The organism is Arthrobacter sp. TMP15 (genome assembly GCF_039529835.1).
Taxonomy (GTDB): Bacteria; Actinomycetota; Actinomycetes; order Actinomycetales; family Micrococcaceae; genus Specibacter.
Genome location: NZ_CP154262.1, coordinates 752,717 through 767,711, shown reverse-complemented (window position 1 = coordinate 767,711; position 14,995 = coordinate 752,717). Strand labels below are relative to the sequence as shown.

16 protein-coding genes are annotated in these 14,995 nt (G+C 56.8%); 4 read left to right on the top strand and 12 right to left on the bottom strand.

The window, feature by feature from the left end; genetic code table 11:
• Nucleotides 1-616 precede the first annotated feature (616 nt).
• Together AAFM46_RS03415 and AAFM46_RS03410 are read right to left on the bottom strand one after the other, a co-directional pair.
• Nucleotides 617-1,129, bottom strand: coding sequence for a GrpB family protein (locus tag AAFM46_RS03415; protein WP_343320343.1), 513 nt, complete (start codon nt 1,127-1,129; stop codon nt 617-619).
• Between the two features lie 1,512 nt (nt 1,130-2,641).
• A complete protein-coding gene (locus AAFM46_RS03410) occupies nt 2,642-3,196 on the bottom strand; it encodes a GNAT family N-acetyltransferase (RefSeq protein ID WP_343319576.1) in 555 nt (184 codons plus the stop codon).
• A 277-nt stretch (nt 3,197-3,473) separates the two neighbouring features.
• Between AAFM46_RS03410 and AAFM46_RS03405 the strand changes: the two genes are divergently transcribed.
• Together AAFM46_RS03405 and AAFM46_RS03400 are read left to right on the top strand one after the other, a co-directional pair.
• Nucleotides 3,474-4,007, top strand: coding sequence for a hypothetical protein (locus tag AAFM46_RS03405; protein WP_343319575.1), 534 nt, complete (start codon nt 3,474-3,476; stop codon nt 4,005-4,007).
• A gap of 242 nt (nt 4,008-4,249) precedes the next feature.
• On the top strand, nt 4,250-4,666 hold the full coding sequence (locus tag AAFM46_RS03400; RefSeq protein ID WP_343319574.1) for a DUF1579 family protein: 417 nt from the start codon (nt 4,250-4,252) through the stop codon (nt 4,664-4,666).
• A 55-nt stretch (nt 4,667-4,721) separates the two neighbouring features.
• Here AAFM46_RS03400 and AAFM46_RS03395 read toward each other — a convergent pair whose 3' ends face one another.
• From AAFM46_RS03395 to AAFM46_RS03380, 4 genes are all read right to left on the bottom strand, one after another.
• On the bottom strand, nt 4,722-5,552 hold the full coding sequence (locus AAFM46_RS03395; RefSeq protein ID WP_343319573.1) for an ornithine carbamoyltransferase: 831 nt from the start codon (nt 5,550-5,552) through the stop codon (nt 4,722-4,724).
• 182 nt (nt 5,553-5,734) lie between these two features.
• Nucleotides 5,735-6,211 (bottom strand): hypothetical protein, encoded by a 477-nt coding sequence (locus AAFM46_RS03390; RefSeq protein WP_343319572.1) that lies wholly within the window; start codon nt 6,209-6,211, stop codon nt 5,735-5,737.
• A gap of 336 nt (nt 6,212-6,547) precedes the next feature.
• Entirely contained in the window at nt 6,548-7,792 is a 1,245-nt protein-coding gene (locus tag AAFM46_RS03385) for a HipA domain-containing protein (protein WP_343319570.1), read from the bottom strand.
• Nucleotides 7,789-7,995 (bottom strand): helix-turn-helix transcriptional regulator, encoded by a 207-nt coding sequence (locus tag AAFM46_RS03380; protein WP_343320341.1) that lies wholly within the window; start codon nt 7,993-7,995, stop codon nt 7,789-7,791. The genes AAFM46_RS03385 and AAFM46_RS03380 overlap by 4 nt, the downstream gene beginning before the upstream one ends.
• Before the next feature lie 321 nt (nt 7,996-8,316).
• On the opposite strand from AAFM46_RS03380, the gene AAFM46_RS03375 reads away from it, so the two are divergent.
• Nucleotides 8,317-8,523, top strand: coding sequence for a hypothetical protein (locus AAFM46_RS03375; protein ID WP_343319568.1), 207 nt, complete (start codon nt 8,317-8,319; stop codon nt 8,521-8,523).
• A 138-nt stretch (nt 8,524-8,661) separates the two neighbouring features.
• Here the strand turns inward: AAFM46_RS03375 and AAFM46_RS03370 are convergent, their stop codons facing one another.
• From AAFM46_RS03370 to AAFM46_RS03345, 6 genes are all read right to left on the bottom strand, one after another.
• Nucleotides 8,662-9,147 carry a DUF2975 domain-containing protein gene (locus tag AAFM46_RS03370; RefSeq protein WP_283530762.1) on the bottom strand — a complete coding sequence of 162 codons (486 nt, stop codon included), beginning with the start codon at nt 9,145-9,147 and terminating at the stop codon, nt 8,662-8,664.
• Between the two features lie 78 nt (nt 9,148-9,225).
• Nucleotides 9,226-9,723 (bottom strand): hypothetical protein, encoded by a 498-nt coding sequence (locus AAFM46_RS03365; protein WP_343319566.1) that lies wholly within the window; start codon nt 9,721-9,723, stop codon nt 9,226-9,228.
• A gap of 515 nt (nt 9,724-10,238) precedes the next feature.
• Nucleotides 10,239-10,748 carry a hypothetical protein gene (locus tag AAFM46_RS03360; protein ID WP_343319564.1) on the bottom strand — a complete coding sequence of 170 codons (510 nt, stop codon included), beginning with the start codon at nt 10,746-10,748 and terminating at the stop codon, nt 10,239-10,241.
• A gap of 11 nt (nt 10,749-10,759) precedes the next feature.
• Complete coding sequence (locus AAFM46_RS03355; RefSeq protein WP_343319562.1) at nt 10,760-11,257, bottom strand: hypothetical protein; 498 nt, start codon at nt 11,255-11,257, stop codon at nt 10,760-10,762.
• A 349-nt stretch (nt 11,258-11,606) separates the two neighbouring features.
• A complete protein-coding gene (locus AAFM46_RS03350; RefSeq protein WP_343319561.1) occupies nt 11,607-11,885 on the bottom strand; it encodes a hypothetical protein in 279 nt (92 codons plus the stop codon).
• A gap of 390 nt (nt 11,886-12,275) precedes the next feature.
• Nucleotides 12,276-14,027 (bottom strand): IS30 family transposase, encoded by a 1,752-nt coding sequence (locus AAFM46_RS03345; RefSeq protein ID WP_343319559.1) that lies wholly within the window; start codon nt 14,025-14,027, stop codon nt 12,276-12,278.
• A gap of 73 nt (nt 14,028-14,100) precedes the next feature.
• Here AAFM46_RS03345 and AAFM46_RS03340 point away from each other — a divergent pair, with 73 nt between their 5' ends.
• A complete protein-coding gene (locus AAFM46_RS03340; RefSeq protein ID WP_343320340.1) occupies nt 14,101-14,700 on the top strand; it encodes a recombinase family protein in 600 nt (199 codons plus the stop codon).
• The last annotated feature ends 295 nt before the right edge of the window (nt 14,701-14,995 follow it).

Genomic DNA, 14,995 nt, shown 5'->3' with positions numbered 1-14,995 from the left:
GGACTTCGATCACTTACTGCTGAGCGATTGCGAGCCATCAGGTAGGTCCCGTGCCAACCCTAGAGGCGACTTAACTCAGACCTCCCAAAGTCGACTTGACGAGATTTCAGAGAGTGGCTATATTTTTTCTCGTAAGAAAAAGAGAACGGAAGTTCCCCCGCCCACAGTGGTTGTAGTTGCTTTTCTAGAGGGGGAAGCACCGTTGCAGTAACATCCGGTTGTCGACAGCTTGAGACGGCCAGAGCAACACAAGCAGTACCAGTAATTCCTAGTCGTCGACAGCTTGAGGCGGCCAGGGCAGCACCAGCAGTACCGGACCGTCAAGCAGGAGGAGGCGGACACAGCAACATCAGTAACACCTGGTTCTCGGACAGCTTGAGAGGGCCAGAGCAACACCAGTAACATGGGGCGGGCAAGTTGAGAGCATTTTTATGCACTCCTTGTCCGCCCCGATCTTTCGGGTCTGCTGGCCGGCACAAAATGGGGTCGCCGCAGAAAAGGCATAAATCGTAAGGCAGGTCCAAGCGGTCATCACCATACCTTGCCAATGGATGTCACCCAGAGCCTGTACGTAGCGGGAACAGTCTGTGGAACGGTGCGCCCCTTTCTGTCGTTCCTAGGCTTTGAGTACACCTGTGGCGATGAACGCTTTACGGTAAATCTCCCTAATGACGAGTTCCTTGCGGGCGTTGTACTGCATGGAATGTTCGCCGGCGTCCTGAGACAAAGCTGCCGCCTCGCGCTTGGTATCTGAATAGAGAACACGATCGTCAGGATTGGCGCGAAGCCAGTCGCGGAAGATTCGATGCTTAATTACCTCGGGACTGTCGTAGCCAAAGAGGTGCAGATTGCAAGGCGGCTCCAAGTGGCGCAGGACGCGATGTCCAAACCACCAAGGTTCCCGAACCCGTAGTTCGAAACCGGCACGTTCAAGTGCTGGAACGTATGACGCCTCATCGTTGGGGTCGGCGACGATCAGGTCAATGTCGATAATCGGTTTGGCGGGGAGGCCTGGAACGGAGGTTGAGCCAACATGTTCGATGACCAGCGCGCGCCAGCCCAGAGCATCCTTGATCTGTTTAGCGAGCAATTGGAATTGCCCGGGCCATTCATCACGCCAGTCGACTATGTCGAAAGTCAGTGACGCCCCGGCGCCAAGAATAGGGTGATTGCCCTTCGGGGACAGGTGGTTCGTGAAACGTCACGATGTCGTTGGCGTATGGCATGGCCCTATTCTCACTGATCGTTACCGATTCTGAGCTCGGCAACACTCTATTGGTGGCAAAGCGCCCCCGTAAGCCGAACCTCTACTGGGCTTGCTACTTGCGGGTCATCCGTGCGGAGAATGGTGCCCTAAGTATCTTCGTCCACAGCGACCGGCGGTGTGCAGCATCTGGTGAGGAACTAAATTCGTTTTCTGCGCGATCAAGACTTTCTTCGATAAGAGCATCGTGCATAGGTCTGAAGAAGATTGGCCAGGTGAGTTTCGCCGCTCCGCTCGGCGACACGGAAAGCTCGTGCCGGAGTAGCGTTGAATTGTCCGTAAGGCTGGTTGCAGTGAAACCGTGGTGCCCATTGAAACCCGATGGGCCGGTGAACTGAAATTCGATCCGCCTGCCGGGCTCGAATACAGACACAACGTAGCGCACTGGCCCATGTCCTCCCGCTGCGCCCACGCCAAGCGGTCCATTCAAGCGCATTGCTGGCCACTCGCTTCGGGGCCACAGCCGATCATTCTTACTCGCAAGCGAGTCAATGAGGGACCCTACTTCACTAGCAGGGGCTGCAATTTCGCGCTGATGAGTGTTGTAGACCATGTGGCCAGCGTATCTTTGATCGTCACCAAACCAAGTTCGATTCGTCCTTGTCAGGATGTCCCATATGACGGTCCAGCTCCGGGAAGTTGAACCACCCAATTCAACTGTGGCGGCGAGATCGGTGCTGCTGTCCGCTGTGGAACCACCACCGTAACGCGAAGCAGCATCGGGATCGCTACCCCTTCCTGTGGCCCGAGAATGAGCTCGCGCTTTGTCGGGCAGCTGGCAGTACGAATGCGAACCGCTGTTCTGGCGGACACTCATACGTGTCATCGCACCGGTAACCCCTGAGCCACGCCCGCCCGCCCACGACACGGATGTAGAACCCCTTCGGATACTCCACGTCCCCGCTCGGCGGCTCGGAAGCGACGTGGATTGCTCCAGTCGGGGCGCGGCCTGCAGACAAGACGGAGTCCGGCGCGTCCGCCTGCTCCATCATCGCCAATCGGAGGTAGGGGCCCGTCACTAAGGGGCAAAGTTCGAGGCCTTGGTTCTTCGCAGCGGCGAAGACCCGTGACCAAGTAGCCCCGCTCTCGAAGCCAAGCTCCTCTACCGTTCTTTCCACGATTCGTAAGCTTCGACTCTCTAGTGCGTCGAAGGCGGGGTGAGCAAGCAGCGTCTCGGCGTGGACATTGAGCAAGAAATTTGCGCTGTGTAGCAATTGCATGACATCACCTCGCGATCGGCCCCCAACTCGAATCACGCAACCTTCATCCTTCACCGCGCTGACCATGCACCTATCCTCCATCACTACCCGCCGGACAAAGAATAGTCCTGATCACTTCAGGGTATCCATTCGAGGAACGCTCTACGGGATGGTTCGATCACCAGGGTGTACCCCGAAGATCGATATCACCTTGCGGGCACTGACTCGCGTGATGGTTGGCGGAACAGATGAGGTTCGGTCCGCCCTCGGACACGATGACTGACCTCTGGTCGAGGCGGGATAAACACCGTTCCGAGGCGTGGATCTGAACCCACCCCGCCGACTCGTAAAACGGCACGACTTCTTCTCGGCACCCGAGAAAGCCAAAATCGACACCGGCTTCATCTCGCATCACTTCTTGAGCGAGCCGCATCGCTCGTGCACCGAGACCAGTACCGCGTGAGCGCTCATCGACCAAGACACCTCCCGTACCGGCCACGATGACTTCATGGGTGCCTACTGAGATCGAGCGGCGCTGGAACCCGACGTGTGCAGCCAGTGTTTGACCGCGAAACGCCAGCACGTGAGTGTCTGCGGGCGAATAGCCGTAGGGTGCATCCGGGTTCCATACGCCGAACTCGCTCCGGTATTCGCTATCGAAAAGCTTCTCCAGCGCATCAAGTTCCTCTGTCGAGAGGTCGATATGCCGTCGCACTCGCATGATGTCATCCATGGTTCGAGCATATGTCGTCGGACTGTGCTGGTCACGGGGCTGATGCCGGCCCGTATCTCGAACCCTGAGGGGATCCTGAATTACGATTTTGGTCAGTTGCGTCGGAGGCATCAATAGTGGCTTCTAATGTGGTGTCGATGGCGCTAAGTCACTTGGCAAAATTTCTCGGACGAATTGTGGCACCCGGACGCAGAGGGGTGACGTTAGTGTTGAGACTAATTTCGACATCGGCTCGATATCTCCGATGCCCCATCAACGATCTAAGGATCTCTCGTCTATGGAAGTCTCCGAACACCCAAGAATCCGGATTCCATACCCCGTCTCGGTATCAGATCCAATAATGGTCGACACTGCCGACGTGGTGATAAGCCTCAGAGGACTAGCGGCAACGAACGACGAAGTGAGCTTCGTGATGAACGCAGCCATCAGAGTGGATAAAGATTTTATGGCGCAAGGCGCTACGTTATCCGCTGGCCGGCCGTTTAATATGCCGCACGAGACCCCAGATCCAGATTCACTTACAGTGCGGTGTCGCTGGCAACTGGTGGGCGACACCGAGTATCAAGATGATACTGAGTTCCTCGAAAAATGGGGTCCAGGGCCTCTATCTTCAGGCGGGTGGAGTTATATGCCTACCGCGGGTATCTGGGAAGGGTTCTTTCTCCTTATATACCCCGTTCCGGTCGCGAATCTTCAAACTTTCAGCATAGAGATTTCATGGAATAATCGCGGCATAGAGAACGTATGCCGTGACGTTATTGCCCCGCAGCTGGTCGAAGCGCTAGCTTACGCCTCCTCGCCCGAAGGATAACTGATAGCTAATTTAGATACGCCTTCAAACGGCCAGACCTCATGTGAAACAAACTCCAGGACCTTGTCGCATTGGGGGCTGACATCCCGAAGTGCGGTTGTCCGATCTTGCTGGGCGAACACACCAAGGTCAAGGTCTGACCGATCCGTATTAGGCAACCCTAAACGGACAAATTGTACGAAATGTCCGCCCACCGCATCGAGTCCTAGACGAAGGACCTGTCGATATGCCAGAGTCTCCTCATGACGAATGAGCACATGAGGCTGACAGCTTTTCTCGGCGACTGGACTGCAGAGGGCACGGCATTTGGAACCGACAGGCAAGGTGGACCGTGGCGTAGCGTTCACTCCGCTCACTGGTATTCGGGCGGGTTTTTTATAGTGCAAGATGAGCATGCCAATGGACCGTTTGACACGATGAGCTTCCTGGGCTGGGATCCCAAGCGAGGCTGCTATTTCTCGTGGACCATAGACAATGGCGGATTCGCAAACAATTATCAGGTAGACGTTGACGGGGACACGTGGCACTTCACCGGCGAACAGGCACGAGCAACGATCACATTCAGCGACGACAGTCGTACTCAAACTCACCACTGGGAGTTCAAACCCGAGGGTGAGTGGGTCACGCTCTGCGACCGTGTAGCCACGCGCGTCGACTGAAGTGCAGCGACACTCCACGCACAAGCTAGCAACTCGCAAGCCGAACCTTGAACGGTTATTTACGAGCCGAGTCTAGAAGCATTGACATGATGGCCTGTTGTACCGGCAGCAAGGCCGACTTGAATCCGTGACCGACGAAGGACGCGCTAGCGATTGCATCGGCGGAGACTTCTCGCCCACGCACGAATGGCGGGCAAGGAGCCAGCCGGACCCCATCGGGTGCCCAATGCAACACCTCGGCTGTCACCTGATAGGGGGCAAGGGCTTCTGCGTGTTTGCCAGGGCCGTCGGTAATGATCACGTCAGCGCGGCTTGAAGCGTCCCTGAGGTCGCCATTCCACGCAGCACCCGGGCTGGACAACTCGGGCGGGCAACACTGGACCAGGTCGAGCCCAAAGGCACGTGCAGCTTCCTGCCACGCCCGAGAGATGTTCCCATCGGCCCCCACGAAAAGGTAGCGCAGCTCCAATGGATCGCTGGTCACGGAGAGAGTATACAAGTCGGACAAGACCTCGCATGGGTGGTTCACATCGGTCATGGCGTTCACCACCGGAAGGACGTTCGCCGCAGCGATCTCCTCAAGAAGCGCGATGCTGGGATGACGGGCGACCACTATATCCGCCCACTGCCCAAGATAGCCCGCTACATCGACCAGTGCCTCCGGCTTGTCGAGCGTTTCGGGCGGGAGAGTTATAGGTTGTAGCCCCATCAGCAAGGCCCCGCGCTCGAACGATACCCGCGTGCGAAGACTGGACGACGGAAAGAAGAGCACGGCGCTGCCTTTTACGCGTGGCCCGCACCCCTGTTCGAATTCTCTAGCCACGTAGAACAGTTCATGCAGGTTTGAAGGGGTCCAATCATCCAGGCGCAGAAGGTGATGCATCATTCGATTCTAGGGCGTGAGTGGTTGGGCATAGCTGGTGACAGATCCGGGTGCGTCATTTTCAGTGGCCGCTTACACAGCTAACACGTACCCATAACGGGAACGGCCTACGGCACTGTTTACGGTTGATCCGTTCTTGAGGGTGCGCTTCGAGCTTTATTTCAGGTAGCAATCAATGGCTTTGGTTATAAATGGCTAGTCTCAAGCACCGTCTGCCGATGAATTGCTAGGATTTTTTGGAACAATCGGCTAAGGACGACTACCGCAGCGATGGTGGTGATGACCGCTACCCAGCTGGCTCCCCAATAAAGCACTGACGCGTTGTCAAGGATTGCTTGGCGCAGAGGCGACACATGCTCTGGAGGGAAATAGTCTGCATATCGGGGGAAAGGCATCGCCAGCAGCATCCATTTGGCCAGTAAGGCCAAAATTGATGCTCCGGATAACCCGAGCCACCAGGACGTGCTGCATCGAGAATTACGTTGCTGCAGCATCGACTTGCAGGTGGGGAAACCCAATACCAGAGTGAGGGTCACAAGGGCTGCCGCTGGAACGGTTGTCAGTGGTAGCAGTAAGGCAAGGACCACGAATAGCGGGGCCAGCAGGGAAGCGACACGCCACAGGAAGAAGCCTCGTGTTGCGATTCGTTTCGGTTCAAACATTCAGAAGCCCCCAAGCATTCTTCGCTATGAGTATAGAACAACGGTGGTCAAAGCAATGTTGCTGTTCAACAGTCAACCACAGGGCCTGAGGGCTTGGTCTGGAACAACATGATGGACGACCTGACACAACCTGCTACTGGCTGGTCCGGTCCCGGTTAGGTGGAGTTCACAACGAGACAGCGAAACGGGGTGGGGGGGGGTGGTGTCCACTGGTGAACCTTGGACGGAACACGTTGGTGGCCTGGACTGAAGGCCTGATCCAAGGGAAGCAGAACGAGGCATGTAAGTCCGAAACGGCATGCTGGCGCTAGCGCATAAATCTCTCGTCGTTGATTGTCACGGGCCCATTTCCATTGCGCCCGCGGCACGTCCGTCGAGCAGATGCTGCACAGTCGCACTAGCATTCTCGGCCAATCCTATCGCCGCCTGAGTAACGGGTTCCTCCCTAGCGGCAATGACTTGCACCTGTTCAAGCGTGTCGTTGACGATATCTTTAGTGCCGCGCATGCCCCACGAACTGAACTCGAGGACGAGATCGTCCTTGGTGACGGTCGCGTGCAAGTACTTCTTGTTCACAGCGAGGGCCAGCTGCCCATCCAACCCTTCGCGAAGACCATGAGGTACAAAGTCATACGCTGGCGCCAATGCAATGTGCCCATCGGCATAGTGCAGAAGACCCAGGTTCTTCGCGTGCATGTCGAGGTTTGAGATGGCGACACCGAGGGTTGTGACGACGGCAAGCTTCCGCATATCGTTTGCCTGACCGTGAGTTCTCAGTACTTCAGCGATGCGCTTCAGATTCACGATGCCGCCGTACGCCTGGTATTTCTGGTTCCCGGCGGCTCCGAGGACCTGGTTGAAGTCTTCTTGGTGAACCCTCCCGCCTGGAACTGCAAGATCACGGTCGAACCGTTGAATAACGAGCGCATCGGTTCCGCCAAAGTTTGCAAGATGCGTGTCAAAGTTGGCAACGCCAAGCGCACGGGTGAAGCGCGCCCCGTACTCTTCATCGAATATTTCCGTGGGCCGGTTTGAAACTATCGGCTTCACGATGTGCGTCGACGGGAACCCGCCGAAGACTTGGTGCCATCCGCCGTCCAGCTGGGCAAGAACAATCTTCGGCTGCACGCCGGCGAGCGAAGTCTTGCCCAGAACGCCGGAGTTAGCGAGCGGGTTCGCGGCGCGCTCAGTCAGCAGGACGTGCACGTCCTCCTCCGACACCGGCCGGGCTTCGGGGGTCTGTGGCTCCGTAGGATTGTCAGCGTCCCATATTTGAAGCGCGCCCGCGATGTCGCGCCCGAACCGCGCCAAGAACGCCAAAGCATCGCGCCTGCGCAACCCGGCCATCGCCAGCATGAACTCAAGCTGGTCTCCTTCCGGGAGGAGTTCCTCGAAGAAGCTCCGCCTCCGCGACGCGTGCGCCCTGTTTGGCCGCGCGACCAATGGCACAGCGACGGACAAGGCCCGGCTACCCACCCCGAAATGATCGATAGCCGTGCGTGCCGGTGTGAAGTCGAATGTGCGCTCGTCACCGCTCAGCACCCCAATGAACTGACCGCTCAACTCAACATGGAGTCTCATTGAGGTTCTCCACTTTCAGTACTATCGTCCCACTCCGCGGTGACGGTCACACCGCATTCGCGCAAGAGCTTAGAAAGCCTTTCCGCGTAGAGAGTATAGGCCTCGGACTCCAGATTGCTGATAGCGCTCTGCGTGACGCCTGTCCGCGCGGAAAGCTCCCTCTGGGACATTCCTACGGCCAGCCTCGCCTGCTGCAAAGCCATCCCTAGATCAGCCGGTGAATGGATCTTCGCTATTTGTTTCGACACTTTGAGCCTTCCACATTGACACAGACGATGCTGTGATACGAATATTCACATCATAATCGATGATATGAATATTCGCATCAATTCCGGTGTCTAGCGACTGCCGTTGACCTCAGTACCTCTGCAATTCAGGATCACAGCTGGTCATATTGACCGTTGGCTATGCAACTGTCGCTTTCAGAAAGCGACGGCACGAGTATCAGAAGTCGTTAGCCTGGTAGCTCTGAGCCCGTAGGGGAACCTGTTGCGGGGCAGAGGCCGGTAAGAGAGACTTCCAAGATGCAGTCAGAGCACAAAGTCTGGATCGTTCAGCGTGATGAGAGCCCACACGACACCATCCTTGGTGTCTTCGCCACCGTGGCCGAAGCGGATACATTCGCCGAGGAGGTAAAGACCCAGTTCAAGAATGGCGTGATTTATTCTTCCTTTACCATTGGTTACCGGTTTGATGACGGCAGAGCACATTATGGCATCAAGGAACGCTGAGACTTGGAATCATGCCCACTCAAGCACCACGTAACTTAGCCCCCGGATATCGCAAGCCGAACCAAGACCGGTACAGGCGAAACCATACTGACGGAACCAGCGCAATTATCACGTACGCAAAGAGTGAAGCACGTCGGTCTACGGGGCAGGGGTGCCTTGCTCAGGGTCGTCTTGGAATATACCGGTTAGGAGTCCGCGCTTCACCGCTGTCCTCAAGACCAGTGCGCTTGCTCCGAAAGCGATAGAGGCGAGAAGCCCGAAGAGCATAACGGGGGTGCCAATGTTTGCAATGAAAGTGGCGTGCATGATGATGCCGATCAATGTCGCTGCGGTGAAGAGGAGCCAGACTGTCATAAAATTAACCCAACGCATTGGTGACCCGGTGAACGCTGCTCCCCGCTTCACAATCGAGAGAATTTGCCAGACCGCCAGCAGTGCCAGCTCAAAGCCGGCGATCGCAACGATGACGGCGATGGTGTACGGGCGCTCTAGGTAGGCGACCTCAGGATACGCTGCCGCAAAGGACCTCGCGACGTGCGGCGTGATGAAAATTTGGGCCAGGATCGACCCAAGCGCCAGCATGACGACGGTGATACGCATGAGCCGGATCTGTTGGATGACCATGCTTCATCCAAACACGGCTGAGTCTTCCTTTCCATCCACCCTCAGGTGGAACGGCTACTGGGACGGTCGGACATGCGATCAGGGGCAGGTCTTGCCGATTGGGATGTAGGTGGTCTGGGTCGTTTGGTCCGTTGTTACCTCGAGGGGAACGCATCCGGGTTCCTTGAGCCAAAACCCGCCGGGGTAGACAAGCCAGTTTGCGTTGGCTTGTGCGGATGAACAACCGGGAATCACTAATTCGTCGGCGAGTGTATACCCGGAATTTGACCAGCCGATCTTCATGCTGTCGCGCATTTCTGCGGGCACGCTTAACGTGAAAGCGGTGCCTGCCTTCATGACGAGGCCCATCTTTTGGAATTGGAGGCCGTCAGAGGTAACGCCGGCGCCCCACTGGTTTGCGTCTATTCCGGTGGAGGCTGTGTTGATGTAGAAAACTTCCGGTACTCCTGGCTTTTCCGGCCCTGCACCAAGATCGACTGCTGTGAGCCCAGTCCTGATGGGATTGACGCATTCGAATTGAAGTGAGGTTCCCTTGGCGTGCGGACTAATTTCAGAATCCAGTGACGATGTGGACACGCTTGATGAGGGTGCGGGGACAGGGAGATTGGACTCGTTCGTTTGCTGTGGGGCCCCGGTGCACGCGGATAGTGCGAGCAAAGTAGCGGTGGTACAGGCAAGAATCGGAAAACATCTCTGATTACGCCATTTGATCCCCATTCACGAAACTTAGTGTAGAAGCCGTGCCCTGACAAGGGGACCATGGCTGCGCCCTCGGAATGGGTAGCCCGCAGAGATGCCGTCATTTTTCCAAAAACTCATACCAAATCTGCACAGATCACAGTAGCCGCAAGTGGAACCTCCTGCGGACAGGGTTCGCCAGAATTGTTTCGAACCGACTAATGGACCCGAAAGCTACTCGTTGTCACGGCAATTCTTTCGAGATCCAGCATCGCTAATTTCGTGCCGATCGGCACAAGTCTCTAATGGATTCGATAGTCTCGTCCTCTTGTGGCCGCGGCGCCTGAGACTAGTGTATGTTCCGACACCAGGTTGTGCTTGCGCGATTCGTCCTCTGCGCGAGGGGTTCGACGTCAGTCGGGGGTGTAGGAGCTGATCTCCAGCTGGTCAACTCCGTGATCGTGCAATGCCTCGACGACACGCTGAGTGGCGATGAAAACATAGTTCTGAACCGTCTGGCCATAGATATTCTGAATGTCAGAGCCCGGGAACGGATCGGTCGCGAAGCCGGTGTACCCCTCGAGAGGCGAGCCGGCGTGGTCTCGAACCTCGACGTCGAAGGTTCGGTAACCGGTGACCTCAGCGGCGCGAAGTGCCTCGATGAAACGAGTGGAGGCAATCTTCAACGCCATCCCACCGGTCCACAGCAGGTCACCGTACTTCTTGCCTCCGTTGAAGGGAGCAAGCCATACCGGGAACGGAAGTTCTTCAGGACGCCAGTCCACGATGAACGGGTAGACACTGGTGACACCGTCGGGCATGTACCAGGGATCTCCGATGATCTTCGGCTTACCTTGTCCGCAGACGCCGAGCCACACGTCGTTGCGTTTTGATCTGGCCTCTATGCGAAACCACTCGGACAAGCTCTCACCTTTCAGCAACGGTAGCAGCCCGCGTAAACGGCCTTAATCGACGCATTGAACTGAAGCACGGTTGCCTTCGTCGCGTTCGGGTTCTGGTCAATCCATCTCTTCCAGTCACGATTGTACCCGGCGGCCAGAGAAGAGTGATTGTTGGCCACCCCGGCAGTCGAAACCCACCACAGACCGAACTGCGGGTCGCGGATCTGAATGCCCTTGGAGCCGAAGTACGTACTGAAGGCCAGGGGCATGGTGTGGTGCTCCTGGCACCGTGACCCGGGGTCGTAACCGGTTCGCTGGATCAGGTTGTACCGAAAATTCGCCGACGTAAACGGTCTGTATTCTGCTGCCGCCACCATGACCGGGTCTTGACCCTGGGGCGCGGCAACGGTGGTGACGCCTACCGTTGTTTCCGACGTGAGCGATGAAGCGGACGCTGCCTGGCCTGACATCCCGACAACTACTGCCATCAGGATGGCGGCACTCAACGTACAAAACTTACGAGTCTTCATGGGGTCCCCCTGCCCTATGTGTCGTGACGATCGCTATCAACAATCACCGACGACATGAATCTAGCCGTTTCCCTTAGCGTTACACAAGAGCTTGCTTTCTGGAAGATACCCTCGGTCTTCCATGCGGGTGGCCGATCGCCCACCGTCCCATCCTCGCAAGAAGCACCCACAAGGGGTATGTCCGGATAAGAGTTTCGGCGTCCCGCAAGCCGGTCGGATACCGACCAGTGGATTCAGGGGCACGCGGGAGCCGGAAAGTCGTGCCATGGCAGTTCCAGAGGGGAACCTTGAAGGGGCTGCGCACCCTAAACCAGATCGGTGCCGCACAGAGGGTGCCTGATCTCTAATCTTACTCGGGAGACGTACCAAACAATTTCATCATCCGAGGATCTTGAACAATCTCGTAATCGGGCGCCCTCAATGCCGTCTCAAACCATTTAACGAAGAATTCCAATGGCCGGCCTGCAGCTTCGGTTTCCGCCCAGGCAATCGCCTCCCTGACGTTTGAGGCGTTGGAGATTTCATACTCATCAACAGCCCAGGAATATCCAGGCTTGGGGGGACCAGACCAAATGCGCGCCCTATATGTGGGGGCATCAAAATCTTCTCCAACATCGTGCTCTGGCATCCACTGAACATCCATTCCCTCACAGTACGGGATTTCTCGCTAGACAAGCATGGTTCCGCGAAGACCCTTATCGCAAATGCTCTCGGGTATAGATCGCAACGCTGAATGTCACCCCCGCTACCCGCAAGACGAACCAGATAGTGCACATTTTTTGGTTATCAAATCTGTGTCTTCGTCCCGTTAGAGGTCTGTTCGGATTAACATTTCGAATCGTCCCGTAAGCCGGTCCCCCACCGAACAAACCAACCCCTGACATGCAACGTTGTGACTGATAGTTGCCAACTGTGCCGTAAGAGGTGTCCGGTGAATTGACCGGTGATGGGAGGGCGGATTCTATTGGTCGACGCAACAATTGAATGAAATTGGGGTCGTTATCCCGATATTTCGAGGCTACCTCATAATCTTGGTTGATGCTTTGCGTTCGGTACTGAATAGTGCTGCTGGGGTGTCGTAGTCCATGGTCTTTCGTGGACGCGTGTTGAGTTCGCGCATGACGTTGGCAACGTGCTGTGTGCTGTGAACGGCGAGGTTGGTGCCCTTGGGGAAGTATTGGCGAAGTAGGCCGTTGAAGTTCTCGTTCGCGCCGCGTTGCCAGGGGCTGGAGCGCTCAGCGAAATACACTGGCACGCCGGTTTTTTGAGTGAGTTCCTCATGCGAGGCCAGCTCGACTCCTTGGTCCCAGGTCAGTGTTCGTTTCATGGCAGGTGGGAGCTTCGCGAACGCACCGCTGATGGCTGCGTTCACACTTGCCGCCGTGTGGTCGTACGGCAGATTAACGACGATGCCGTACTGGGTTTTCCGCTCTCGTAAAGTCACCATGGCTGATACGGATCCGACCCCGATCACCAGGTCTCCCTCCCAATGGCCAGCTTCCAACCGTGTTTCAACCTCGGCCGGCCGCTGGTCGATCATGGTCATATTGCGGATCCGTGAACCTTGCCCAGTCCGGTTACGCCAGCGAGTCTTGCGGATCCTTCGACCGGTCCGCAGCTTAGTGGCGTAACGCTTGTGAATACCTTGGCCATCGCGCAACAGCAGGGCCCGGTAGATCGTCTCCGGACAGAGCCGCAGCGTGAGGTCCTCGGGGTAGGTTTTCTTCATCCATCCACAGATTTCATCAGGGGACCAGCAGCGATTGAGTTTGCGTTGCACTAGTCCGCGCAGCCGAGGATTCGAGGCGAGCTTGTGGGTCTTCGGCCGTGCGCGCTGCACTCTGGCGTCATGATCGGCGGTGCGGGGCAGATAGCGGCCTTCGCTGTCCCGATGACGGTCCAATTCTCGTTTGATGGTGGAGGGTTGACGGCCTAGTTCGCGGGCCACTGAACGCATGGAATGACCCAGTTCCAGCAGGTCGGCTATCTGCAGCCGTTCACGGGACTGGAGATATCGGCCGGCCGGTTCCGGCACCGGTTTGAGGGACGGAATCTGGAAATTGTTGGCTTGTCGCAGTACCGTGCCTGTTCGTCTGTGCATACCCAGAAGTCTGCATGCTTCAGCGTTGCTTTTGCCCTCTCGCATCAGCTGCCAGTACTTCGTGTTCCGCTCCAAGCGGTGCTGTTTCGACTCAGACACCGTTGAAGCCAGCACCTGGTCCGCGTACCGCCCCGATGACAAGACGGCGGCGTGTTGGGCTGCAGCAGCCGCATTTCGCTGTGTTGCCAGTCGTGCAAGGCGTTCGCGTTCCAAAGCGTGGCAGCGATGATCCGTCAGCCGCAGCCTGGACTGACAACGCTTCAAGGTAACCTTCTGGCCCCGGAACTGCTCGAAACGCACCTGCAGCCACCGATACCCCGTCGAGCGGCCAACCCCGGCCACAAGAGCGGACTGGGCAAGATCTTTGCCAGCATCAAATGCCTCCCAGAATGTGACTTCATCCTTGACGTCGACCTGCAGGTGGTGCCGTCCCGTGTCGCCCACTGCAGCCTCCCACGCCGGGATCCTAGAAGTGGTGAACCCCAACGCCTCCGTTGCCTCGGCCGGATTCTTTCCATCACAGCGGAATCCCAGATAACTTTCACGCAACCAGCGATATCCAACCTCTTGGTGGACACCAGCCGCGCGGGCGGAAGGTTTGAGACCATTCCCCTGCTTAATCGAGGCCAAAAACCTGATGCCTGTTGGAGAAGAAGAACTCAAATACATATCGAATCACCTTGAAATAGGTGTTGCTTCGATCGATAGAATCCCGCGGAGCGTATATGACACACTGGACTGCATCTCTGAGATCATGGTTGGCTATGCCCGTGTATCAACGGAAGAACAAGACCTCACCGCACAGCGTGATGCCTTGGCTATCCTCGGCGTTGAGCCGGATCGCGTCTACGTTGACCATGGCTTTACTGGTAGGAACAAGAACAGGGCCGGACTTCGCGAAGCCCTCGCAGCATGCCGGGCCGGAGATACCTTCGTCATTACCAAGCTCGACCGCCTAGCCCGTTCCGTCCGGGACGCCCACCAAATTGCGGACGACCTCGCCAGCCGTGAAGTCAAGCTCAGCATTGGTGGCTCCGTCCATGACCCCGCTGACCCAATGGGCAAACTGCTCTTCAACGTTCTGGCAATGATCTCCGAGTTTGAAGCCGACCTCATCAGTATGCGCACCCGCGAGGGAATGAAGGTTGCCAAGGCCAACGGCAGGCTAAGGGGAAAGCAGCCAAAGCTCACGGTGAAGCAAGAAGCCCCCCTCCTTGAACTACACAATGAGGGTAAATACACCATGGCCGAACTAGCCGAACTATTCTCCATCAGCCGATCCACCATTTACCGGGCCCTTCAACGCAGACAGCGCAGGGCAGCCGGGCCAATAAACTCCTGAGAATTGCGCAGGTGACTTGTGGCGGGCTCCCTCAACGCGAAGTCGGGCTAAGCCTGGGATGGCTCCGGCCACAATCCCACTGCCCAAAGCCGGATCAGTACCAACACGCCTTAGCCGCGAGTCCCATGTCAGCCCCGCTCTAAGAGACTCACAATGGGCTCCTGCTGAAGAACATTGAACAGTGCTGCCGCCTGCTAAAAATGGCCTCGTCGCCTTCAGGCGTGCAAAAAAAGTCGGGCGTATAGATTTCGTCAAAACCGACCTTAATCGGTGCACACCGGTGCTAGTCTCCAGT

What these genes read in the sequence shown, in the direction of transcription:
- AAFM46_RS03410 (WP_343319576.1), bottom strand. Translation starts at nt 3,196, where the DNA reads ATGGATGACATCATGCGAGTGCGACGGCATATCGACCTCTCGACAGAG.
- AAFM46_RS03405 (WP_343319575.1), top strand. Translation starts at nt 3,474, where the DNA reads ATGGAAGTCTCCGAACACCCAAGAATCCGGATTCCATACCCCGTCTCG.
- AAFM46_RS03400 (WP_343319574.1), top strand. Translation starts at nt 4,250, where the DNA reads ATGACGAATGAGCACATGAGGCTGACAGCTTTTCTCGGCGACTGGACT.
- AAFM46_RS03395 (WP_343319573.1), bottom strand. Translation starts at nt 5,552, where the DNA reads ATGATGCATCACCTTCTGCGCCTGGATGATTGGACCCCTTCAAACCTG.
- AAFM46_RS03390 (WP_343319572.1), bottom strand. Translation starts at nt 6,211, where the DNA reads ATGTTTGAACCGAAACGAATCGCAACACGAGGCTTCTTCCTGTGGCGT.
- AAFM46_RS03385 (WP_343319570.1), bottom strand. Translation starts at nt 7,792, where the DNA reads ATGAGACTCCATGTTGAGTTGAGCGGTCAGTTCATTGGGGTGCTGAGC.
- AAFM46_RS03380 (WP_343320341.1), bottom strand. Translation starts at nt 7,995, where the DNA reads ATGGCTTTGCAGCAGGCGAGGCTGGCCGTAGGAATGTCCCAGAGGGAG.
- AAFM46_RS03375 (WP_343319568.1), top strand. Translation starts at nt 8,317, where the DNA reads ATGCAGTCAGAGCACAAAGTCTGGATCGTTCAGCGTGATGAGAGCCCA.
- AAFM46_RS03370 (WP_283530762.1), bottom strand. Translation starts at nt 9,147, where the DNA reads ATGGTCATCCAACAGATCCGGCTCATGCGTATCACCGTCGTCATGCTG.
- AAFM46_RS03355 (WP_343319562.1), bottom strand. Translation starts at nt 11,257, where the DNA reads ATGAAGACTCGTAAGTTTTGTACGTTGAGTGCCGCCATCCTGATGGCA.
- AAFM46_RS03350 (WP_343319561.1), bottom strand. Translation starts at nt 11,885, where the DNA reads ATGCCAGAGCACGATGTTGGAGAAGATTTTGATGCCCCCACATATAGG.
- AAFM46_RS03345 (WP_343319559.1), bottom strand. Translation starts at nt 14,027, where the DNA reads ATGTATTTGAGTTCTTCTTCTCCAACAGGCATCAGGTTTTTGGCCTCG.